Raw genomic sequence first — 20911 nt, 5'->3', positions numbered from 1 at the left:
GAACACCCTGAAGCACCCACTGCGGATCGACAAGCCGGTTGTGCGGCACCGGTTCGGCGCGGCCCGGCTAGTCCGGTTGCGGGTCCAGGAACGGCGCGGCCTGCAGGCGGAAGAGGTCGGCGTAGGTCCCATCCGGTTTGTCGACCAGGCTGGTGTGCGTGCCGGTCTCCACCAGCCGCCCGCTGTCCAGGACCAGGATCTGGTCGGCGTGGCGGACGGTCGAGAAGCGGTGCGACACGTAGACCACCGTGCGGCCCGCCGTGAGTTCGGCGAGCCGGGCGAACAGGTCGACCTCCGCGCGCGCGTCCAGCGCCGAGGACGGCTCGTCGAGCAGCACGAGCGTGGCTTCCGGCCGCATGAACGCCCGGGCCAGGGCCACCCGCTGCCACTGCCCGCCGGAGAGCTCCGTGCCGCGGCCGAACCAGCGGCCCAGCATGGTCTCCAGCCCGCTGGGCAGGCCCTTGAGGATCGGCAGCGCGTCGGCGCCCGCCATCGCCGCGGTGACGGCCGGGGTGTCCTCGATCCGGTCGACCGCGCCCAGGCCGACGTTCTCCCGCACGGTGGCCTGGTAGGTGACGTAGTCCTGGAACATCGCCGCGGTCCGCGAGCGCAGCAGCTCCGGGTCGTAGCAGCGCAGGTCCGTCCCGTCGAGCAGGATCCGGCCCTCGGTGGGCTGGTAGAGACCACAGGCCAGTTTGACCACAGTGGACTTCCCGGAGCCGTTGGTGCCCACCACGGCCGTGGTCGCCCCCTCCGCCAGCTCGAAGCTCACCCCGCGCAGCGCCCACTCGGCGGCGTCCGGATAGCGGAAGGAGACGTTCTCGAACGTGATCCGGGGGGCTGTGCCCGCGGCGGGCAGGACACCCGCCGACGCCTGCGGGCGCACCGCGAGCAGCGCGAACAGCTGGTCCAGGTACAGCGTGCTCTCGTGCATTGTGGACAGTGCGGAGAAGATCGCCTGGATGGCGGCCTGCAGGGTGACCGCCGCCGCCGTGTAGAGCATCAGGTCGCCGAGGGTCAGCTTCCCGTTCACCGCCGCCAGGGCGATGTAGAGGTAGGTCGCCGCACCGACGACCGTGCTCAGCGAGCCCCACAGCGCCGCCGCCGCCTGCCGCCGCCGCACCTGGGTGCGCAGCCGCTGGTAGTACCGCTCGCCGATGAGCCGGAAGCGGCTGGTCAGGTAGCCGCCGAGGCCGAGGAGCCGGACCTCCTTGGCGTACTGGTCGGTGGTGAGCAGCGTGGAGAGGTAGTCCATCCGCCGCCGGGCCGGGGCGGCCAGGGTGGAGAGCAGGAACGCCTGGGTGCCGTGTCGGGCGTCGGCGATGAACGCGGGCACCGGGGCGAGCAGGGCCAGCAGCGCCAGCCACGGGCTCACCGTCACCAGCAGCACCGCCAGGCCGGTGAACATGATCAGGTTCTGCAGCAGCCCGAACGCGCTGCCGACCATCCCCACCGGCCGGACCGCGGCTTCCTGCTGGGCTTGGCGCAGCAGGTCGTAGGACGTGCCGCGTTCGAAGAAGGCCAGTTCCAGGCCCGCCGCGTGGTCCATGATCCGGGCCCGCACGTCCTGGGTGACCCGCTCCTGCAAGAGCTGCTGGGTCCCCGAGCGCACCGCCGCGGCGACCCCGCCGAGCTGCGCGGCGGCGAACTGGACGGCCACCAGGACCGCGACCGCGGTGCCGGTGGGCATCGCGGGCAGGTCGAAGGCGAACCCGGGCAGCCGCACGTCCAGCGGGCCGCCGCCCTTGCCCGCCAGCGCCGCGAGCACGGCGTTGACCAGTACCCGCACCGTGGCCGCGGTGACGACCGGGACCAGCCCCGCGACCACGATCGCCGCGCCGAGCCAGCCGGTCAGCCGCGCGTCGACCCGCCAGACCAGCCGCAGCACGCGCACCATGCCCGCGAGCGCGGCGAACGGGCGGCCCCGGCCTGCCGCGGGCGGGGCCGCCACCGCGCCCAGGTCGGGGTCGCCGGTGAGGCCGCTGCCCGCGGTGTCACCACTGGATTTGGAAAACACGAACCGGACCGACATCGCTCTCCCAGGATCTCTCGTGTCCACCGTTCGGTCGCTGGACCGAATCCGTGCCCGTGCGCATACTTGCCGTCGTGGCGAGCCCGAGGATCATTCCCCGCGCGATTCTGTTCGGAAACCCGGACCGGCTGAGCCCGGCATTGTCGCCGGATGGCGCGAGAATCGCTTTTGTCTCCCCCGTCGAGGGAATTCAGAATGTGTGGTGCGGTCCGGTGCGCGGGCCGTACGCGGCGGTCACCGACGACCGCGGCCGGGGGGTGCACGTGTTCGCCTGGGCGCACGACGGCGCGCACCTGCTCTACGCCCAGGACCGCGACGGCGACGAGAACACCCACCTCTACGCCGTGGACGTCACCGCCGCGAACCCGGTACCGCGCGACCTCACCCCGTACCCGCGCGTGCAGGCGCGGCTCATCGCGCTGCGCCCCGGCAGACCCAGGCACGTGCTGGTCGGGATGAACCTGCGCGACCGCGCGGTGCACGACGCGCACCTGGTCGACATCGCCTCCGGCGAGACCGAGCTGGTCGCGTCCCGACCGGGGGTGACGGCGTGGACCGCCGACGCCGACCTGCGCCCCCTGGCCGCGGTGCAGACCCGGCCCGGCGACGGCCTCGCGGTGGTCGTGCGCGACCCGGACGGCTCGTGGCGCACGCTGCACGAGGTCGACCACGACGACACCATGCTGCTGCGCGTCATCGGGTTCACCAAGTCCGGCGAGCACCTGCTCCTGCTGTCCAGCAAAGGCTCCCCGACCACCAGGCTGCTGCGCGTGGCGATCGGCGACGGGGCGGTCGAGGTGCTCGCCGAGGACCCGGGGCACGACGTCGTGGGCGTGGGCACCGACCCGGACGGCGAGGCCCGGCTGGCGGTCGTGCGCCGGGAACGCGCCCACCTCGAGGCGCTGCGCGCGGACGTCCGCGCGGACGTCGCGGCGCTGCTGGCCGCCCGCGCGGGCGAGGTCACGGTGCTCGGCGGTGACGACGCCGACCGCACCTGGCTGGTGCGCTACCTGGTCGACGACGGCCCCGCCGAGTTCCGCGTGTACGACCGCGCCACCAGGCGGACGACGCCGCTGTTCACCCACTCCACCACCCTCGACGGACTGCCGCTCGCCCGCGTCGAACCGTTCGGGTTCACCGCCCGCGACGGCCTGGCGATCCACGGCTACCTGACCTCGCCGCCGGGCGTGCCGCGCGCGGGGCTGCCCACGGTCGTGGTCGTCCACGGTGGTCCGTGGACCCGCGACCTGTGGGGTTTCCGCGGTGAGACGCAGTGGCTGGCCAACCGCGGCTACCTGGCGCTGCAGGTCAACTTCCGCGGTTCCACCGGGTACGGCAAGGACTTCGTGAACGCGGGCGACCGCCAGTGGGGCGCGGCCATGCAGGACGACCTGCTCGACGCGGTGTCGCACGCCATCGGCCGGGGCTGGACGGATCCGCACCGGGTCGCGATCTACGGCGGCTCCTACGGCGGTTACGCGGCCCTGGTCGGTGTCACGTTCACCCCGGAGGTTTTCCGCTGCGGTGTCGCCGTCGCGGCCCCGTCCGATCTGCGGACCTTCCTGGCCGCGGTTCCCGGCAAGGAGCTTTCCGGGCTCACACAACGGTTGTGGCGCCGCGTCGGCCACCCGGAACACGACGCGGACATGCTGTGGGCGCGGTCGCCGCTCTCGCGGATCGACCGGCTGCGGGTGCCGCTGCTGGTCGCCCACGGCGCCAACGACCCGAGGGTGCCCGCCGCGGAGGCGGAACAGGCCGTGGCCGTGCTGCGGGCCAAGGGGATCGACCACGAGTACCTGCTCTTCCCGGACGAAGGACACGCGTTCACCAGGCCGCGCAACCGGTTGGCGTTCTACGCCGCCGCCGAGCGGTTCCTCGCCCGGCACCTCGGCGGACGAGCCGAGGAACCGGGCGAGGCGGTGGTCACCCGACGGTGAGCAGGCCCTCGCGCACGAGGGTCTCCACCAAGACCACGCGGCCCGGGGAATCCAGGCCGCCGGGCAGGTCGCGCGGGGTGAACGGGTCGCGCGCCGCGGAGATGAACCGCACCTGCTCCCCCACGCGCGCGGGGAGGCTGACCCGCTTGCCGTGGAAGCGCAGGTGGACCTGGTCGGTGTCGGCCTCGACCGCGCACGGCACCTGTTCCCGCCTGCGGACCGTGGTCTCCCCGTCCAGCGACCGGACGGCCTCCAGGTCGAGCAGGTGCCCGCGCAGGTCGGGGCGCCTGCCCACCTCCGCGGCCCGCTCGGCCCGCTCGAGCAGCTCGGCCGGGTCGGCCAGCGACCGCACCACCTCCAGCAGCTCGACCAGGACCGACTCCGCCGCCGCCCGGGCCCCGGGGTCGGTGAAGGTGCCCGCGGGCACCGCCCGGCGCAGCCGCTCGTCGCGCTCGACCGCGGTGGACACCGCGTCGCGCAGGACCGAGGCCCACAGCACCGGCAGCACCCCGATGGTCAGGTGCAGCGACGCCTCGTCGCCGGAGGTCGCGTCGTGCACGCAGCCGCGCGGCATGTAGAGCACGTCGCCCGGCCGCATGACGAAGCGGTCGACCGGCTCGCCGGGGTCCGGTCCGGTGCGGTGGCGGGCGTAGGACTGCCCGTACATCGGCAGCGGGTACGGCGAGTCGTAGATCCGCCAGTGCTTGCTCCCCGACACCTGCACCACGAACACGTCGTGGGTGTCGAAGTGCGGCGTCAGACCCCGCGCGCCCGGCGGGGTCAGGTAGACGTTGACCTGGGTCCGGGCATCCAGGTCGGCGGCCAGCGCCGCGCACAGCTCGCGCAGCGGCGGCCACCGTTCGTCGAGGAACTTCATCACGACGGTGGAACCCTTGCGGTAGCAGTCGTAGAGCAGCTCCAGCGCCGTGGCGTCACCGGGTGCCGCCAGCTCGGCGACCGGGGTCTCCCGGCCGTCGGCGACCACCCGCAGGTCGGCCGAGCGGATGCTCGACTGGGCCAGGATCGCGTCCACGTCGGCGAGGCGCAGCGGCACCGGCTTGCCCGGCGCGCCCGCCGGGATGTGGACGTGCGCCCGCTCGAGGTACTCGGCGCGGAACCGGTCGGCCTCGATGGGCGCGACGAGTGCGGAGAGACCCGGGGAGGGCCCGCGCGCGGCCCTCCCCGGTTCGAGCGTCTCCGACATCAGAGAACGGGGTCCGACGGGTCGTTGTCGGCGATCACGAGGACCGGGTCGGAGGGGTCGTTGTCGGCGATGACGAAGTCCGCCGACGCGGGCGGCGTCCTGGTGACCTCGACGTCGTCGGCACCGAGCGAGAACTCTTCGGGCATGGCTTTCCCCAATTCTTTTAGTCCGTGTGGTGGGATGGACATCCGCGGGAAATCGGATGCCGAGTCGATTCTCTTGACCGCTCGGTGGCGCCGTCAACCATGATCGACGGGAAATCACGCGATTGGAGCAGAACGGGTTCAATGCGCTCGGGTGGTCGTTCCAAAAGAAGCCGAACCCATTCTGGTGGCGTTATTCCGACGCCGTTCGGCAGGTGTTCCCCGGCACCTCCGCCCAGGCGACGCCCGCGTCGATGAGGACCCGCCGGAGCTGGCTGCGGCTCACCTCGATGCCCAGCGCGCGGGCCGCGGCGGTGAGCCGGGACAGCGTCCACGGTTCGGTCCCGCCGGTGGCCGCCAGCCGGACGAGCCGACCGCGGTCGGTCTGGCTCAGCTGCGGCGGCCGACCGGACCTGGGCAGGTCCGCGAGCCCGCCGATGCCGCCGGAGTCGAAGCGGCGCAGCCAGGCCCGGACGGTGCGCGGACGCAGCCCGACCTGCTCGGCGATGTCCTCTGTGGACACGCAGTCCCAGCTCAGCGCGATGATCTGGGCGCGCTGGCCCAGCCAGCGCGGCACCGTGCGGGAGGCGGCCAGCTTGCGCAGCAGGCGTTCCTCCTCGCTGTCGCGGGCTGGTCTGGCGAACTTGTGTACCCCCATCTCGGCCCCCATGGCTCGCGGCCCCTACTTCTGGACCGGTGACGAACTTGATCCTGCTGAACCGGTGGCGGAGTCGACCCCGGCCGGGCTCACACCGCGGCGAGCGCCTCGGTGGGGCTCAGCCGCGCGGCCCGGCCCGCCGGGTAGAGCCCGGCGACGATCCCGGTGCCCACCGCCGCGGCGAGCCCGGCACCGACGGCGGCCCACGGCAGGGCCACCGGCAGGTCGCGACCGAGCGAGTAGCCGACGCACACCGCGATCCCCACCACCACGCCGATCACCCCGCCGATCGCCGAGAGCACCGCCGACTCGGCGAGGAACTGCGCGCGGATGTGCCGTCGGGTCGCGCCGAGCGAGCGGCGCATACCGATCTCACCGCGCCGCTCCAGCACCGAGATGATCATCGTGTTGGCCACGCCGATGCCGCCGACGAGCAGTGCCACCGCGCCCAGCCCGAGGAACAGCTCGTCGAAGGCGGAGCGGGCCGCGAGCTGCGCGGTGAGCGCGTCCGAGGGCCTGCTGACCGCCACGTTCTGCGGGTTCTCCGGGTTCGCCGTGGCCGCGAGCACCGCCCGCACCCCCGCGACGGCCTCGTCCGCGGAGCGCTCGTAGATCGTCGTGGGGTGCCCGCTGAAGCCCAGCTCGGCCTCGGCCACCGGCCAGCCCACCAGCGCCGCGCGGTCGACCTCGGGCGCCAGCGGCAGCGGGGCCAGCAGGCCGACCACGGTGAACCAGCGCGCGCCGAGGTAGACCTGGTCACCGACCGAGCCGACCCCGAGCCTGCTCGCGGCCACCGCGCCGAGCACGACCGCCGGGTAGCGCTCGGTCGCCGGGCTCAGGTACGAGCCCGCGGCGACCGAGCCGCCGAGCGTGTCGAGCAGGTCGAGCCGCGCGGCCAGCACCGCGATGCCGTTGGTGTCGGCGGGGTCGATCTTGTCCGTGCGCCGCACCGAGTGGTCGTCGACGGCGCCGACCGCGCTCACCGACCGCACCCCCTCGATCCGGCTCACCATGGCCACCGACTCGGTCGGCAGCTCGGTCTGCCCGCCGAAGATGTCGCGCCCGGGCGCGACGGTGAGCATGTTGGTGCCCAGGCCGCTGATCTGCGCGATCAGCCCGGCCTGGCTCGCGGCGCTGATGCCGAGCACGGCGACCATCGCGGTCACCCCGACCGCGATGCCCAGCAGCGAGAGCACCGCCCGGGCGGGCCTGCCGCGGATGCCCGAGGTGCTCTCCCGCGCCAGGTCCGGCGCCCGCAGCGCCGAGGGCGGCGGCAGCCGCGTCGGCGCGCTCACCGGGCACCGCCCGCGAAACCGCCCACGGCCGTGCCGTCGACCGCGCCCTCGGCCCCGCCGTCGTCCAGGGCGGAGTCCGCGACCACGGCCCCGTCCCGGATCCGCACCCGCCGGGGCAGCCGCTCGGCGACGTCGGTGTCGTGCGTGATCACCACGATCGTGGTCCCCTCGCGGTTGAGCTGGTGCAGCAGGTCGAGCACGACCGCGCCGGACGCGGAGTCGAGGTTGCCGGTGGGCTCGTCGGCGAGCACGATCGCCGGGTCGGCCACCAAGGCGCGCGCGATGGCGACCCGCTGGCGCTCCCCGCCGGACAGCTGCGCGGGCCGGTGGTCGAGCCGGTGGCCCAGGCCGACCCGGTCGAGCACCTCGGCCGCGCGCCGCCGCCGCTGCCGCCGCGGGACCCCCTGGTACACCAGCCCCTGCGCGACGTTGTCCACAGCGGACAGCGTGGCGCCGAGGAAGAACTGCTGGAACACGAAGCCGATCCAGTGCGCGCGCATCGCCGAGAGCGTGCTGTCGCGGACCTCGGACACGTCGAGCCCGAGCACCCGCACGGTTCCCGTGGTCGGGGTGTCCAGCGTGCCGATGAGGTGCAGCAGCGTGCTCTTGCCCGAACCGGACGGCCCGACGATGGCCACCAGCTCGCCCTCGCGCACCGTGAGGGAGACGTCGGTGAGTGCGGGGACCCCGCCGCGGTAGACCTTGCCGACCCGGCTGGCCGTGATCATCTCGGTCACCGCGCGGGCACCTGCACCTTCGTGCCCGCGGTCAGCCCGGGGGCCTCGACCTCGACCTGCCCGGTCGCGAAGAACCCCAGCCGCACCACGACCCGCCGCGAGGTCCAGGAACCGTCCGCGCGGGTCTCGACCACGTCCACGGCGTAGTCGCCGTTGGGCATCGCCAGCAGGGCGACCAGCGGCACGGCGAGCACGTCGCGGTGGGTGTCGCTGGTGAACTCGACCGACACCGGGGCGCCGTCGAGGGTGCCCGCCGCCGCGGGGTCGTCGAGGGTGATCCGCACCGGCAGGGTCGCGGCCACCTGGTCGTCGCCCGCCGCGGGCGCGCGCGGCGCGGAGGTGGCCACGGTGCCGATCGAGGCGACCCTGCCCGGCGTCGCCGCACCGGTGGGCAGCAGCACCCGAACGGCCGCACCCACCACCGCGAGCCCCTGCTGGGCCACGGCCAGGTCGACCGCGACCACCCGGGCCGTGCTGGACGCGGTCGCCACCACGGCGGGCAGCGCACCGCCCAGGGTCGCCCGCACCTCGACCACCCGCAGGTCCGACGGCGCCACCACGACGTCCCCGGGCCGGATCTTGCGCGTTTCCTCGACCCCGAGCCGCTCCTGCCAACGCGCCACGGCGTCGCCGACGGCGCTGGAGAAGTGGTCGCTGTCGACGTTCAGGTTCGGTGCCACGCCCAGCGCGCGCAGGTTCGCGCGCAGCAACCGGACGTCCGGGCCGTCAGCGACGCCCTCGGCCAGCTCCCGCCACAGCGGTGTGTCGCCGTGCAGCAGCGGGACCGGGCGGTTGTCCACGGCGTAGACCCGCTCCCCCAGCCGCACCACGGCCCCCGGCGTGGGCAGCCAGGTAGCGGTACCGCTGCCAGGGGCGGCGGGGACGGGAACGCTGCCGTCGAACCCGAGCCTGCCCTCGGCCCGGGTGCTCTGCGCCAGGTCGGTCCGCACGACCGCCGCCGTCGGCGGCACCGGCCGGGCCCCGGCGACGGCGGCGGGCCGGTCGGGCCGCAGCACCACGAACGCCGCGGCACCGACCGCCAGCACCGCCACCGCGGCCAGCACCCACCACCGCCGTCGTCCGCGCTCAGCCGCCACTGGTCGGCCCGCCCGACTCGAACTGGCGGGACACCTCGCGGCGGCAGTCCTGCACCGCCTGCATGGCCTTGGGGTCCTTGGCGTCGACGTTGAGCTGCAGCGGCTGCCCGGGCGCCGGGTCCTGCACCTGGATCCCCTTGCCGCGCAGGCAGCGGGCCGTGGCCAGGGCCCGGTCCTGCTGCTGGGGATCATCGGCGTTCTTGCCGCTGCCCTGGCCCAGGAAGTGCCTGCACTTGTCGACCGCGGCCCCCATCGCCGGATCGGTCTTGGCCCGGGCGGGCAGCTCCACGGTCTGCGCCCCGGGCGGCGGGTCGGGCAGCTCGAAGCCCTGGTCGCGCACGCACTGGGTGAACCGGACGGGGCCGTCGGCGGCGACGGTGTTCGTGGCCGACGTGCTCGACGGGGACCCGTCGGAGTCCGGCGAACACGCCGCCGCGGTCGCGAGGAGCACCAGGCCCGCGACGCGGAGGGACAGCGAAGTCAAGGCGAGCACCTTTCGGCGAGGGGGCGCACGAGTCCCGTGCGCTGCCCAAAGATCTAACGAAGTGGGGCTATCCCCGGCGTCTCGCTTCGCCGATACAGCGGTGAAACACCGATTTCGCTACCTTGTCCCGGATCGGGCTAGGGAGGTCTGGATCGTGCGGGTGCTCGTCGTCGAGGACGAACCGGCGCTGGCCGAGGTGATCGCCGAGGGGCTGCGCAGGCACGCGCTGGCCGTCGACGTCGCGCTCTCGGGCACCGAGGCGCTCGACCGGCTGGCGGTGAACCGGTACGCGGTGGTGGTGCTCGACCGCGACCTGCCGGGCGTGCACGGTGATGAGGTGTGCAGGCGGATCGTCGCGGGCCACGGCGCCAGCCGGGTGCTGATGCTCACCGCGGCGGCGGGCAAGCGGGACCTGATCGGCGGGCTGTCGCTGGGCGCGGACGACTACCTGGCCAAGCCGTTCGACTTCGACGAGCTGGTCGCCCGGGTGCGCGCGCTGGGCCGCCGCCCGGCCGAGGTGGTCTCGCCGGTGCTGCGCCACGGCGACCTCGAGGTGGACGTGCCCCGGCACCAGGCGGTCCGCGGTGGGCGGTTCCTGGCGCTGTCCAGGAAGGAGTTCGCGGTCCTGGAGATGCTGCTCGGCGCCCGCGGTGGCGTGGTCAGCGCGGAGAGCCTGTTGGAGAGCGTGTGGGACGAGAACGCCGATCCGTTCACCAACGCGGTGCGGATCACGATCAGCAGGCTGCGGGCGAAGCTGGGCGACCCGCCGCTCATCGCGACCGTGCCCGGCGTCGGCTACCGCATCTGAGCCGTCCGCGCAGCGGCGTGCGCCTGCGCCTGACGCTGCTCTACGGCGGGTTGTGCCTGGCGTCGTGCCTGGTGCTGCTGGGCGTGGTGTTCCTGTTGTCCGGCCACAGCCTGGCGGGCAGCGTCGAGGTGGTCATCCGCGACGCGATCTCCGGCGAGCGGCGCACGAACGTGACGGTGGTGCCCAAGCAGAACGTCCGCGACGGGGCCCAGGGCGCGCCGCTGACCCCGGCCCAGATCACCAGACTGGCCGAGCAGATCCAGGACGACGCGCTGGCCCAGTTGGTCGCGGCGTCGGCGGTGGCCGTGGGGGTGATGGTGTTGTTCGCGTCCGTGGTCGGCTGGTGGGCCGCCGGGCGGGTGTTGCGGCCGCTGCACACGATCACCTCGCAGGCGCGCGGGATGTCGGCCCGCAACATCCACGAGCGCATCGCGCTGGCCGGGCCGCCCGACGAGCTGCGCGACCTGGCCGACACCTTCGACGGCATGCTCGACCGGCTGGACCGGGCGTTCACCAGCCAGCGCCGTTTCGTGGCCAACGCCTCGCACGAGCTGCGCACCCCGCTGGCGATCGAGCGGGCGATCATCCAGGTCCGGCTGTCCTCCGCCGGACCCGAGGACATCGACGCGGTGCGCGAGGAGCTGTTGGCGGCCAACCGCCGCCTGGACCGGTTGCTGGAAGGGCTGTTGTTGTTGGCGCGCAGCGACAACGGCCTGCCGGAACGGCACCCGGTGGACATCGCGCAGGTGGCTTCGCGAGTCGTGGCCGAGGCACTGGCGGTTCCACCGCCCGGCACCGCGGCGGGCGTGCGCGGCTCGGTCGAGGCGGCGGAGTTGGTCGTGCTCGGGGACGAGGTGCTGCTGACCCAGCTCGTGGACAACCTGGTGCGCAACGCGATGCTGTACAACGTGGCCGGGGGCTGGTTCCGGGTCGAGGTCGCGGCCGATGCGGCCGACGCGGCCGCGACGGTAGTGGTGGTGGTGTCCAACAGCGGACCGGTGGTCGCGGAGGACACTGTGGACAGCCTGTTCGAACCGTTCCACCGGGGCAGCGCGGATCGACTGGCCACCCGGACGGGGGCAGGCCTGGGCCTGGCGATCGTGCGGTCCATTGTGGAGGCCCACGACGGCACGGCGACCGCGACCGCCCGTCCGGACGGCGGTTTGGAAGTCGCGGTCACCCTGCCCGCGACAGGACGACCTCGGACTGGGCGCTGACGGACGGCGCCCAGCCCGGCAGATCAGCCGCGCAGGAAAGTGGCCCAGGCGGTGGGGTTGAAGGAGAGGATGCCCGCCGCCGGCTGCTTGGAGTCCCGCACGGCGACGGTGTCGGTGTAGGCGACCTCGACACAGGCGCCGTTGTCACCGCTGAACGAACTCTTGCGCCAAGTCACCTCGACGCAGTCGCCGTTGTTACCGCTGAAGCTGCTCTTGCGCCAGCCCGTCCGGATCACCATGATCGCGCACTCCCACTCGGTCGTATCGGCTCACGGCTGCCGCGAGCACCGAGCGTGATTCTTGCGCAGTGAGAGCCACTTCCGCGAGCTTGGCCAGGATCAACCAGTAGGTCGCGATGTCGACGCTGCTCTCCAAGAACAGCGAGCGGTTCTGGGTCTCAAGACATACCACGGACTGCTGATCGACATACTGCATCACTCGGAATGGCCCACCAAGCCCCGCGTGCGGGCCGGCTTCGGTGGGCAGGATCCGGATGACACACCGCGGGCGGTCGGCGAGAAACAGCAGGTGGAGCATCTGCTCGTGCATGATCTGGTCACTGCCCACCGGCAGGTGAAGAACCTGCTCGTGCATGTAGAAGACAAAGCTGGGCGGGTCGGCGCGACGAAGCAGGGTTTGCCGTTCGAGGCGTGCTCGCACGCGTGGCGGGATCCCGTGTTCGGGAACCAAGCCGGCTCCCCGCATCAACTCCCGCGCGTAGTCCTCAGTTTGCAGCAGCCCATCGATCCGGTTCAGTTCGAGCGCGTAGATCGCTGAGGCGCATGCCTCGTGCATGACCAGCGTGCGGAGCTGGTCGGGGATGCCACCATTCTGACGGAGCCAGGTGCCATCGACATCGCCGCTGCAAAGCGCCACAACCTCGTCGAGTCGGTTACCGGCCACCCGGCAATATCCCAGGAGGATGGCAGCTTCGATCTCGGTGCAGGGCAGCTTCCCGTGCTCGATGCGCGAGAGCTTCGAGGGATCCCACCCGACGTTCCGAGCAAGCTCGTTGAGGGTCATACCCGTGGACTCTCGGACCTTGCGCAGCTCGGTGCCCAGCTCGCGGCGTCGGACGGTGGCCTTCATGTTCATGCCAGCAAGCTACCGGGTTGACCTAGGATGATATCGGTCCGCGACCGACTATCACCGGATGGTAGGCACTTCCCGGTGAGTTTGTCTGCGCTGCAATGGGTGGCGGGCTACTGGCCTCGGACGACCAGGCGCTCCAGCAGTTCCGCCGTCGCCGCTTCCACCGCGTCGACGGCCGCCTCGAAGGCCTCGGCGTTGTGCGGTGCCGGTGCTCGGAAGCCGGAGATCTTGCGAACGTACTGGAGGGCGGCGGCGCGGACGTCGCCGTCCTCCAGTACGTCCACGTACGGGGGCCTGAGGGTCTTGATGCTCCTACACATACCCACCATCATGCCCCGCGCTCACTTCTTGCCTAGCACTCCTTCTCACTGTTCGGCGAGTCGACCTGCGCGTACGCGCACCCGGGGGCGCCGATGTTGTGCAGTTCGCGCTTACCCGGTACCCGCGAGTACGCGGGGCACAGACAGACGCCGGTTGACTCAGCCTGGTCGTCGGTGTCGGCTTCGTTGATGTTCACAGTCCGCCTTAGCCGGAGGTGGGTGGTACCACTCTGGTGTCGCCGATGACCGGGTCATGCTAGTCCCCGCCCACCCCCGGGCCGGTCAGGGCCGGACGCGGTAGGCGATCTCGGTGTCCCAGTTCGCCAGGTCCGGCTCGACGGCCGGATCGGTCAGGTACGACTCGAACCGGCCCGCCCAGACCCCGTCCACCACGTCCCACTCAACGCCCTCGCGCTCCGACCAGGCGTCCAGGACGGCGAACGACGTGCGGATCTGGTCGGGGTGGCCGTGGTGCAGCAGGACCGCGTAGTCGCCCGCGGGCTTGGTGCCCGCGATCACCCGGCCGTCGCCCTCGACCGGCTCCGCGACGGGAACACCGACCTCGACGTCCAGCACGTCCTCGCGCACGGCGTGGTAGCGGTAGAACAGCGGTCCGGCGGGGGTGGTCCCGCGCTCGGCGAGCCAGCCGTAGACCTCGCCGATCAGCGCGTTCACCCGGCCCCACTCACTCAGCGGGGCGGAGATGGCGATGGCGGCGTAGGGCTGCGCCGCGCGGGTCTCGATCTTGGGTTCCAACGGTGTTCCCCTCTCGGTGTCATCCATGGGTACGGAGCGCGGCGGGGAAACTCATCGGCAGGTCGAACAACCCGAACAGCCTGGGGTCCAGGTGCGAGGTGGTGCCGGTGATCAGACCGTCGGCCAACTCCACCGTGATCAGGGCGAACGGGGTGCCGTCGGGTGCGTAGTGGGCGAACGCCGGGCCACCGTTGGCCGTGACCTGGACCAGGTGGGCGTCCTTGCAAGCGGTCGCGTGCCGCAACGCGACCTCCAGGTGCGCGCGGCCCCGCATCCAGAAGGCGAAGGGCGGCATCGCCATGGTCGCGTCCTCGTGCAGCAGGGCCACCAACGCATCGACATCGTGCGCCTCGAACGCCGCGCAGTACCGATCCAGGACCCTCTGATCCCTACTCGACACCACTTGGTCCTTATTTAGGACTACCTGCTCCTCATCTGCCACCACTAGATCCCGCGAAGCCACCGACTGATGCACCGGCAGGACCGCGCGGGCCCGCTGCAAAACGCTGTTCACCGCATGCGGCGAGGTGTCCAGCAGCAGCGCCACCTCGGCGGCCCGCCAGCACAGCACGTCCCGCAGGATCAATACCGCCCGCTGCCGAGGCGACAGGTGCTGCAGCGCGGCAACAAACGCCAGCCGAACGGACTCCTTGTTCACCACCGCGTCCGCCGGGTCGAGGACCTTCCAGTCCGGCACCGGCCACACCCACGCCGTGTCCGGCAACGGCGCCCCGAGCGGACTGCCCGGCTCAGACGGCGGCCCAACGCTCAACGCTCGCCGTTGCGGGCTTCGGAGCATGTCCACGCACACGTTGGTGGCGATCGCGTACAACCAGGTGCGCAACGATCCCTTGGCGACGTCGAAGCCATCGGCACGGCGCCAGGCCCGGAGGAACGTCTCCTGCACGGCGTCCTCGGCCTCGAACCCGGACGCCAGCATCCGATAGCAGTACCCCGTCAACTCGACGCGATGGCATTCCAAGTCCACGCGCGCCACCTTAAGCAGACCAGTTCTCCCGCGCGAACGTCCCCGACCCGCACCTCAGACAACTCACGGGAAACCAGCCCTTTCCCAACACCGTCAGCCCAGCCGGCGCAACTCACCCACCTCAGCCCTGCCCTGCCTGGCCCCGGCGCAGCTCGGCTCGGCCCCGCCGGGCCCGGCCAGGTCCAGCTCGGCCGAGTCCAGTCCAGTCCAGTCCAGTCCAGTCCGGGTCGGGTCGGGTCGGGTCGGGTCGGGTCGGGTCGGGTCAAGGCTCGTACCCGAAATCCACCCCACCGTCGAACCCGTCAAACCCGTCGAAGTCGACGGACCCGCCCCCGCCGTGCCCACCCCACGCGCCACCGTCCCAATCGCCCACGTAGCGGTCGGCCGCGTCGTGGTCGGGATCGGCCGGGGCGGCGCTCGACCCACCCAGCTCGCCGGAGGCGACCGCTTGGACCTCGTAGCCGGACTGGGTCACCGACTGGGCCAAGGCGGACGCGAGCACATCGAACACGTCGTGAACGCGCTTCGCCTCCTCCGGCCACCGGGTGCCGCGCCACCACGCCGGTTGGTCACCGGGGTTCGCGACCCGGCTCTCCGGCCAGGACTTCTCGCGCAACCACAAGCCGTAGACCATGAAGCTGGCCACGTCCCTGCGGCGCGCGCGCCGGCAGAACGCGATCACCGGCCGGGCGTGGACCGCCCCCAGCGAGGTCCGGTAGACCCGACGAGGCCGGTCGACCATGATCCCGACGGTGGTGATCAGGGCCCCGGCGGCCACCGAAAGGTTGAACAAGACGAGGAGGAACACTCCTACGTGCCCGGAAACCACCCAGACGACCAATGCCACGGCGCAGGCCAGGGCGACGCAACCCGCGACGATCCACCGCCGGACCACCCTGGGCTTCCACGTCCTGATGAGGCCGCTCTCGGCCAACCTGCGCCGGGCGAGCCCCATCACGGTCTGCGCCACCGGCACCCGGCACTCACCGCCGAGTACTCGGAGCGCGCCTTCACCACCTGCCCCGAACAGCGCCGAGAGCAATACCCGCTCCTCCGGTTGGAGACCAAGAGCGGGCTTGGCGGTGCGGACTAACACCACGCTGAGGTAGCGGTCGTCGTCAGGGGCGATCGTCAGGTAACCGGCGGCCGCCAGCTCGAACACGGCCGCCGCGGCGGCCGTGTGCGCATCCCGAAGACTGCCCTGCACCAGCACGTGATCAGCGACGACGGACACGCACACCCCCGGTGCTCAACCGAACCGGAGCGTCCCCGCGCGCTGGTCCACGTCCACGTCCCGCCGCACGTCGGGCTGAACCGCGTAACCATCCATTTTGGACGCGACCAGTCGCCCTCCGCGCTCGTCCAGGTGCACGAACCCGTACATGTCGTGAGCACTCACCTTGATCCGGCCGTACTTCACCCGCACCTCGCGCACCAGCTGCCGCGTCGCGAGCCCAGCGCTCCCGCCGACCAGGTAGAGCTCCACCGAGTCGGCGCTGGTGCCCACCGCGGTGCCGTACAGAACCTTGGCGGGGGCGGTCCGCTTGCCGGCGGCGAACACCACCTCCCGCGGCTTGGAGTCGAGCCGCAGACCGCCGTCCGACCAGTCGAGGACGAAGTTCGCCGGGTCGAGCGCACGGAGGATCGTGCGGTAGGGCGCACCCACGCCATGCCAGCTGAACTCGCGCCGGGGCTCCGGAAGATCCCGCGCGGCATGGTGTTTCACCTGGAAGGCACCCGCGTCGACAGCCAGCCGGGCCGCGGGCGCGGGCGCGACCTCCCCGCGCCTGGGCGCCGCGGAGAACTCGCCACCCCTCGGTTTCATGACGTCGCCGTGGCGGCCGAGGAAGACCCGGGCGCCCGCAAGGTAAGTGAGCTGAGCCAGATCGGCGGTGGGTTCGCAGCTCACGGCGATCAGGTCGTTCGGCCCCCGGTAGCCGATGAAGGCGATCACCTGCTCGGTCATATCCGCCGCTCCGCCGGATCCGTCGACCCGACCACGGGTCGCAGAGCATGATCGTAACGGGAGCGGGCGCCGAGGACAGTGGTTGTCCAAGGACTGAAATCCTTCGATGACCGGGTGATAGCAGGCACGGGGTGCGCGGCTGAGCACATCCGGAGGTGTCTCAGGACCGACAAGTCCTGATTCAGGACCTCTTGGTGTAGAGCAGGGTGTGCCGCCAGTAGAGCCGCCTGCGGATCACGGCCCCGGGCAGCACCCGCGCGGCCGCGGCCCTGATCTCGGCGATTGTCATCGTGGGTGCCGCCACCGGGGCGGAATCGACCAGTCCGGTGTCGCCGCCGATCCGCGACCGCAGCCGCACGGCGGCGTTGGCGAGCAGGTTCGTCGGGATGGCGACCACGTCCGGCAGGTAGTCGGCCGCGGTCGCGGGGCGGTGGCAGCCGAGGACCGCGAGCACGCCGCCCGGCGCCAGCGCCGCGCGCAGTCTCGTCACGGTCTCGACGAACGGCATGTGGTGCAGGCTCGCCAGGCAGGAGATGAAGTCGTAGGCACCATCGTCCACTTGGTACTCAGCGAGATCGGCGCTGGTGAAGTTCAGGTTGGCGACACCACCGGACAGTGCTTCCGCCGCGCGGACCACCTCGGGGTCGCGGTCGATGGCCTCGACCGACCGCGCCCGTCGCGCGAGCAGACGAGCGAATCCGCCTGTGCCGCAACCGATGTCGAGGGCCCGACCGCAGTCCGGCGGGACCTGGCGGAGGAGGTGGCGGTGGTAGAAGTCGTTGTGGTTGAACCCCAGTCGGGCACCCTCCGCGCTGCTCGTCACAGTTGCTCAGTCTGCCAGGAAGGACTCCAGCAACGCCGCCAACGCGGCGGGCCGGGCGAACGCGGGCAGGTGGCCGGTGTCGATCTCCACGGCGGTGATCCCCAGGCGGTCGGCGAGCACCCGGTGCTGGAAGTCCGCGGGGAAGAGGCGGTCGCCGGTGCTGACGACGGCCTCCGTGCGGACGTCCGGCCAGGCATCCAGCGGCCACGGCTCACCGAACGGCTTGTCGGCCTGACCAGGGGGTCCCTCGGACATCAGCTCGCGGACCAGGTCCTCAGGGAGGTCGTGCAGGAAGATCTCGACCGGGTCGAACGGGGCATCCGGGTCGCGGCCCTGGGCCACGGCCAGCGCTCGCGCGGCCGCGGGCTGACCAGTGGCGGCCCACCAGTCCCCCGGCGTCTCACCCGGCTTCGGGACCATGGCGTTGACCAGGATGATCAGGTCCGCCGACAACTCCCGGGCCACCAGCGGGGCGGTGAACCCAGCCATGGACTGGGCCACCAGCACCGTCCGGTCGCGGCCGGCACTGCCAGGAGCATCGACCCCGGCACCATCCTGGCCACCGCCGCCGACTCGGCCGCCACCACCCTGGCCCGTGTCGGCATCGGCATCAGGCAGGCCGTCCCCGCCCCGGCCGCCGACCGCGTCGATGACCGCTCGGGCGTACTCCGCCAGCCCGGCGTCCTCGTCCGCGACCGGCAGGTTCGGGGCGATCACCTCGTGGCCGCGCAGGTGCGGGATCACCAGGTCCCAGTACCGCGCGTCGGAACCCGCGCCGTGCAGCAGGACGAATGTGGTCATGACAGTACCCTCTTCGCGAAGTCCTCGGCGGTGCGGCCGCCTGGAACCGGAAAGCCGCGCCAGGAGTTCGGTGTCACCCCGACGGCTGATAGTCCTAAAATAGCACTACTTAGTCCTGTATAGTGACTACATGCGGAGTTATGAGGACCCCTGCGGGGTGGCCAGGGCCTTGGACTTGGTCGGCGAACGGTGGGCGCTGCTCGTCGTGCGCGAGCTGCTTTACGGGCCGAAGCGGTTCACCGACCTGCGGGCGGGCCTGCCGGGCGCCAGCCAGAACGTGCTGTCCCACCGCGTCCGCGAGCTGGAGGCGGCCGGGGTCGTCGAGCGCCGAAAGCTCGGCGTGCCCGTGCGGACCACGGTGTACGAGCTCACCGAACGCGGCCACGAGCTGAAGCCGGTCGTCGCGGCCCTGGGTCGTTGGGGCAGCCGGGCCCAGCTGACGTCAGCGGGCGAACTGAGCGTCGACGCGTTCATCCTGGCGCTGGAGGTGACCTACAACGGCAAACGCTTCGACGGCGCGGTCCAGCTCCGCATGGGCGACGACGTGTTCACCATCAGGTCGGCCGACGGCGCGCTGGAGTGCGCGCGCGGCCAGACGGCCAAACCGGACGCGGTGATCACCGGCGACGTGGAAACGTTACGCCAAGCCCTTTTCGCCGGCGGCGAACTCCGCGACGTCACCGGCCACTGGCAGCTCGCCGAGCGGTTCGCGGGTCTCTTCCCCCGCCCCACCACCAACTGAACGACACCCCGCACAGCCGACCGTCAAGCGTCGACCAGACGCAGGAGTGTGGTCACGACCTCGTCGAGCGGCACAGTCGTGCGCACTTCGTGAGTGGCCACCGCCCGCAGCCGCGGCTCGACGAACTCGACGTCATCGAGGAAGCGCCGGAACTCCTCCGGCGCCTTGCCGTACGGGTTGTCGGTCCGGCGAGCCACCCGCTCGACCAGCACCTCGACCGGCGCGCTGAGCAGGACGATGTGGTCGAACCACGGGTGGAGTTCCACCTGGTTCTCCTCACACCCCGCGACGAACAGCACCGCCGCGTCCTCGGTGCTCAGCAGGTCCCGGATCGCGTCCACGCGCCAGCGTTGGCGCCCGTCCGCCACCGGCTCGCACCACCCGTCATCGGTGTCGATCGCCTTGTACCCGCGGGCGACCAGTTCCCGCACCACGGAAGACTTCCCCGTCCCCGACATCCCCGTGATCAGAACCCGCCGCACAACGCCTCAGCGCTCCCCGGCCAACTCCAGCGCCTTGCGCATGGACTCCCGGGCCCGGGAGCGATCCCCCGCGACGTCGTAGGCGACGGCCAGCCGGTACCAGGAGCGCCAGTCGTCCGGCGCCGCCTCGGTCTCGGCGCGGAAGTCCTCGAAGAAGGCGTCCGCGGCGGCGCGGTCGACGCGGCCGGACGGGGTGCGGGGCAGGTGCGAGGTGTCCGGGAGGCCGTCCTCCGCCTGGAGGCGGCGGCCGAGCTCCTGGGTGCGCACGCCGAACCGCAGCGTCGCCCACAGCACCCACGCCCCGACCAGCGGCAGCAGAATCACGCCCACCCCGAGCGCCACCGCGATCGGCGAGCCCTCCTGGAAGAGGGCGACCGCCCGGCCGCCGAGCAGCACGAAGTAGAGCACCAACACGGCGGCGAGCAGCACCGAGACTGAGCGAGCGGACACGAGAGCCTCTTACCGGTCGAGCAGGGTCTTACAGGTTTGGGGCCGGTCCACCCGGAAGCCGGGTGGACCGGCGGAGATCACAGGTCGAGCAGGTTCTCCAGCCCGAGCACGAGCCCCGGGCGGTCGAGGATCGCGCGCACGCCCAGCAGCACACCGGGCATGAAGGACTTGCGGTCGAGCGAGTCGTGCCGGATGGTCAGCGTCTCGCCCTCGCCGCCGAAGAGGACCTCCTGGTGGGCGACCAGGCCGCCGAGGCGGACCGAGTGCACCCGGATGTCGTCGACCAGCGCGCCGCGCGCACCGTCCACTTCGGACGTCGTGTCGTCCGGGACGGCGCCCAGGCCCGCGGCCGAGCGGGCCGCGGCGACCAGCCGGGCGGTGTGCGCCGCGGTGCCGGAGGGGGCGTCGGCTTTGCGGTTGTGGTGCAGCTCGATGATCTCGACGGTGTCGTAGTACTTCGCCGCCAGCTCGGCGAAGCGCATCGACAGGACCGCGCCGAGGGCGAAGTTCGGTGCGATCAGCACGCCCACCCCCGGCTTGTCCGCCAGCCAGCGCGTGACTGTGTCGATTTTGGACTGGTCGAAGCCGCTGGTGCCGACGACCGCGTGGATCCCGTTGTCCAGGCAGAACCGCAGGTTGTCCAGCACCACGTCGGGGTGGGTGAAGTCGACCACGACCTCGGCGCGCGCGTCGGCGATGTCGGCCAGCCGGTCGCCGGTGTCGACCTCGGCGACCACCTCGGTGTCCACCGCGGCCTCGACCGCCCGGCACACCTGCTCGCCCATCCGGCCCCGGGCACCGAGCACGCCGACCCGGATCGGGTTGTCCGCCGTGCGGGTGACCGCGGCCGACCCGGAGCGGACCGCCGAGCTGACGGGC

General features: G+C 72.1%; 25 protein-coding genes. 4 read left to right on the top strand and 21 right to left on the bottom strand.

Annotation, left to right across the window (positions count from 1 at the left end; translation table 11 throughout):
* Positions 1-67: 67 nt before the first annotated feature.
* A complete protein-coding gene (locus QSK30_RS18480) occupies positions 68-2032 on the bottom strand; it encodes an ABC transporter ATP-binding protein (RefSeq protein ID WP_285504339.1) in 1965 nt (654 codons plus the stop codon).
* Between the two features lie 212 nt (positions 2033-2244).
* On the opposite strand from QSK30_RS18480, the gene QSK30_RS18475 reads away from it, so the two are divergent.
* Positions 2245-3969 carry a S9 family peptidase gene (locus QSK30_RS18475; RefSeq protein ID WP_285504337.1) on the top strand — a complete coding sequence of 575 codons (1725 nt, stop codon included), beginning with the start codon at positions 2245-2247 and terminating at the stop codon, positions 3967-3969.
* Here the strand turns inward: QSK30_RS18475 and QSK30_RS18470 are convergent.
* The 7 genes from QSK30_RS18470 to QSK30_RS18440 all read right to left on the bottom strand — a co-directional run bounded on the left by QSK30_RS18470 (position 3956) and on the right by QSK30_RS18440 (position 9587).
* Positions 3956-5173, bottom strand: a complete 1218-nt coding sequence (locus tag QSK30_RS18470; RefSeq protein ID WP_285504336.1) for a cupin domain-containing protein — start codon at positions 5171-5173, stop codon at positions 3956-3958. The two genes, QSK30_RS18475 and QSK30_RS18470, sit on opposite strands and share 14 nt — an antisense overlap.
* Complete coding sequence (locus QSK30_RS18465; RefSeq protein ID WP_285504335.1) at positions 5173-5319, bottom strand: hypothetical protein; 147 nt, start codon at positions 5317-5319, stop codon at positions 5173-5175. Before QSK30_RS18465 ends, QSK30_RS18470 begins: the two co-directional genes overlap by 1 nt.
* 190 nt (positions 5320-5509) lie before the next feature.
* Entirely contained in the window at positions 5510-5974 is a 465-nt protein-coding gene (locus QSK30_RS18460; protein WP_285504333.1) for a helix-turn-helix domain-containing protein, read from the bottom strand.
* An 89-nt stretch (positions 5975-6063) separates the two neighbouring features.
* Positions 6064-7269 carry an ABC transporter permease gene (locus tag QSK30_RS18455; RefSeq protein WP_285504332.1) on the bottom strand — a complete coding sequence of 402 codons (1206 nt, stop codon included), beginning with the start codon at positions 7267-7269 and terminating at the stop codon, positions 6064-6066.
* Positions 7266-8006 carry an ABC transporter ATP-binding protein gene (locus tag QSK30_RS18450; RefSeq protein ID WP_502871849.1) on the bottom strand — a complete coding sequence of 247 codons (741 nt, stop codon included), beginning with the start codon at positions 8004-8006 and terminating at the stop codon, positions 7266-7268. The genes QSK30_RS18455 and QSK30_RS18450 overlap by 4 nt, the downstream gene beginning before the upstream one ends.
* On the bottom strand, positions 8003-9070 hold the full coding sequence (locus QSK30_RS18445) for an RND family efflux transporter (RefSeq protein ID WP_285504330.1): 1068 nt from the start codon (positions 9068-9070) through the stop codon (positions 8003-8005). The genes QSK30_RS18450 and QSK30_RS18445 overlap by 4 nt, the downstream gene beginning before the upstream one ends.
* A gap of 22 nt (positions 9071-9092) precedes the next feature.
* Positions 9093-9587 carry a hypothetical protein gene (locus QSK30_RS18440; RefSeq protein ID WP_285504328.1) on the bottom strand — a complete coding sequence of 165 codons (495 nt, stop codon included), beginning with the start codon at positions 9585-9587 and terminating at the stop codon, positions 9093-9095.
* A 154-nt stretch (positions 9588-9741) separates the two neighbouring features.
* Here QSK30_RS18440 and QSK30_RS18435 point away from each other — a divergent pair, with 154 nt between their 5' ends.
* Positions 9742-10395 carry a response regulator transcription factor gene (locus QSK30_RS18435; RefSeq protein WP_285504327.1) on the top strand — a complete coding sequence of 218 codons (654 nt, stop codon included), beginning with the start codon at positions 9742-9744 and terminating at the stop codon, positions 10393-10395.
* Between the two features lie 17 nt (positions 10396-10412).
* Positions 10413-11612 (top strand): ATP-binding protein, encoded by a 1200-nt coding sequence (locus tag QSK30_RS18430; RefSeq protein ID WP_285504325.1) that lies wholly within the window; start codon positions 10413-10415, stop codon positions 11610-11612.
* Positions 11613-11635: 23 nt separating this feature from the next.
* On the opposite strand, the gene QSK30_RS18425 is transcribed toward QSK30_RS18430, so the two are convergent.
* From QSK30_RS18425 to QSK30_RS18380, 10 genes are all read right to left on the bottom strand, one after another.
* Positions 11636-11851, bottom strand: coding sequence for a DUF397 domain-containing protein (locus tag QSK30_RS18425; RefSeq protein ID WP_285504322.1), 216 nt, complete (start codon positions 11849-11851; stop codon positions 11636-11638).
* Positions 11808-12707 (bottom strand): helix-turn-helix domain-containing protein, encoded by a 900-nt coding sequence (locus QSK30_RS18420; RefSeq protein WP_285504321.1) that lies wholly within the window; start codon positions 12705-12707, stop codon positions 11808-11810. The genes QSK30_RS18425 and QSK30_RS18420 overlap by 44 nt, the downstream gene beginning before the upstream one ends.
* Before the next feature lie 107 nt (positions 12708-12814).
* On the bottom strand, positions 12815-13024 hold the full coding sequence (locus QSK30_RS18415) for a DUF2277 family protein (RefSeq protein WP_285504320.1): 210 nt from the start codon (positions 13022-13024) through the stop codon (positions 12815-12817).
* A gap of 32 nt (positions 13025-13056) precedes the next feature.
* On the bottom strand, positions 13057-13221 hold the full coding sequence (locus QSK30_RS18410; RefSeq protein ID WP_285504319.1) for a hypothetical protein: 165 nt from the start codon (positions 13219-13221) through the stop codon (positions 13057-13059).
* An 85-nt stretch (positions 13222-13306) separates the two neighbouring features.
* A complete protein-coding gene (locus tag QSK30_RS18405) occupies positions 13307-13780 on the bottom strand; it encodes a GyrI-like domain-containing protein (RefSeq protein ID WP_285504318.1) in 474 nt (157 codons plus the stop codon).
* Between the two features lie 19 nt (positions 13781-13799).
* Positions 13800-14768, bottom strand: a complete 969-nt coding sequence (locus QSK30_RS18400; RefSeq protein WP_285504317.1) for an RNA polymerase subunit sigma-70 — start codon at positions 14766-14768, stop codon at positions 13800-13802.
* A 262-nt stretch (positions 14769-15030) separates the two neighbouring features.
* Positions 15031-16002 carry a DUF2207 domain-containing protein gene (locus QSK30_RS18395; protein ID WP_285504316.1) on the bottom strand — a complete coding sequence of 324 codons (972 nt, stop codon included), beginning with the start codon at positions 16000-16002 and terminating at the stop codon, positions 15031-15033.
* Positions 16003-16017: 15 nt separating this feature from the next.
* Positions 16018-16734, bottom strand: coding sequence for a hypothetical protein (locus QSK30_RS18390; RefSeq protein ID WP_285504315.1), 717 nt, complete (start codon positions 16732-16734; stop codon positions 16018-16020).
* 181 nt (positions 16735-16915) lie between these two features.
* On the bottom strand, positions 16916-17557 hold the full coding sequence (locus tag QSK30_RS18385; protein WP_285504314.1) for a class I SAM-dependent methyltransferase: 642 nt from the start codon (positions 17555-17557) through the stop codon (positions 16916-16918).
* Positions 17558-17563: 6 nt separating this feature from the next.
* A complete protein-coding gene (locus QSK30_RS18380) occupies positions 17564-18358 on the bottom strand; it encodes an alpha/beta fold hydrolase (RefSeq protein ID WP_285504313.1) in 795 nt (264 codons plus the stop codon).
* Positions 18359-18488: 130 nt separating this feature from the next.
* Here QSK30_RS18380 and QSK30_RS18375 point away from each other — a divergent pair, with 130 nt between their 5' ends.
* Complete coding sequence (locus QSK30_RS18375; RefSeq protein WP_285504312.1) at positions 18489-19100, top strand: winged helix-turn-helix transcriptional regulator; 612 nt, start codon at positions 18489-18491, stop codon at positions 19098-19100.
* Positions 19101-19123: 23 nt separating this feature from the next.
* Here the strand turns inward: QSK30_RS18375 and QSK30_RS18370 are convergent, their stop codons facing one another.
* The 3 genes from QSK30_RS18370 to dapB all read right to left on the bottom strand — a co-directional run bounded on the left by QSK30_RS18370 (position 19124) and on the right by dapB (position 20850).
* Positions 19124-19582, bottom strand: a complete 459-nt coding sequence (locus tag QSK30_RS18370; RefSeq protein WP_285504311.1) for an ATP-binding protein — start codon at positions 19580-19582, stop codon at positions 19124-19126.
* 6 nt (positions 19583-19588) lie between these two features.
* Positions 19589-20032, bottom strand: a complete 444-nt coding sequence (locus tag QSK30_RS18365) for a tetratricopeptide repeat protein (protein WP_285504310.1) — start codon at positions 20030-20032, stop codon at positions 19589-19591.
* 77 nt (positions 20033-20109) lie between these two features.
* On the bottom strand, positions 20110-20850 hold the full coding sequence (gene dapB / locus QSK30_RS18360) for a 4-hydroxy-tetrahydrodipicolinate reductase (RefSeq protein ID WP_285504415.1): 741 nt from the start codon (positions 20848-20850) through the stop codon (positions 20110-20112).
* Between the last annotated feature and the right edge of the window lie 61 nt (positions 20851-20911).

The organism is Actinokineospora sp. NBRC 105648, assembly GCF_030269645.1.
In the GTDB taxonomy this organism is placed as follows: Bacteria; Actinomycetota; Actinomycetes; order Mycobacteriales; family Pseudonocardiaceae; genus Actinokineospora.
The sequence above is the reverse complement of the archived record's forward strand: the minus strand, read 5'-3'. Positions and strand labels throughout refer to the sequence as shown.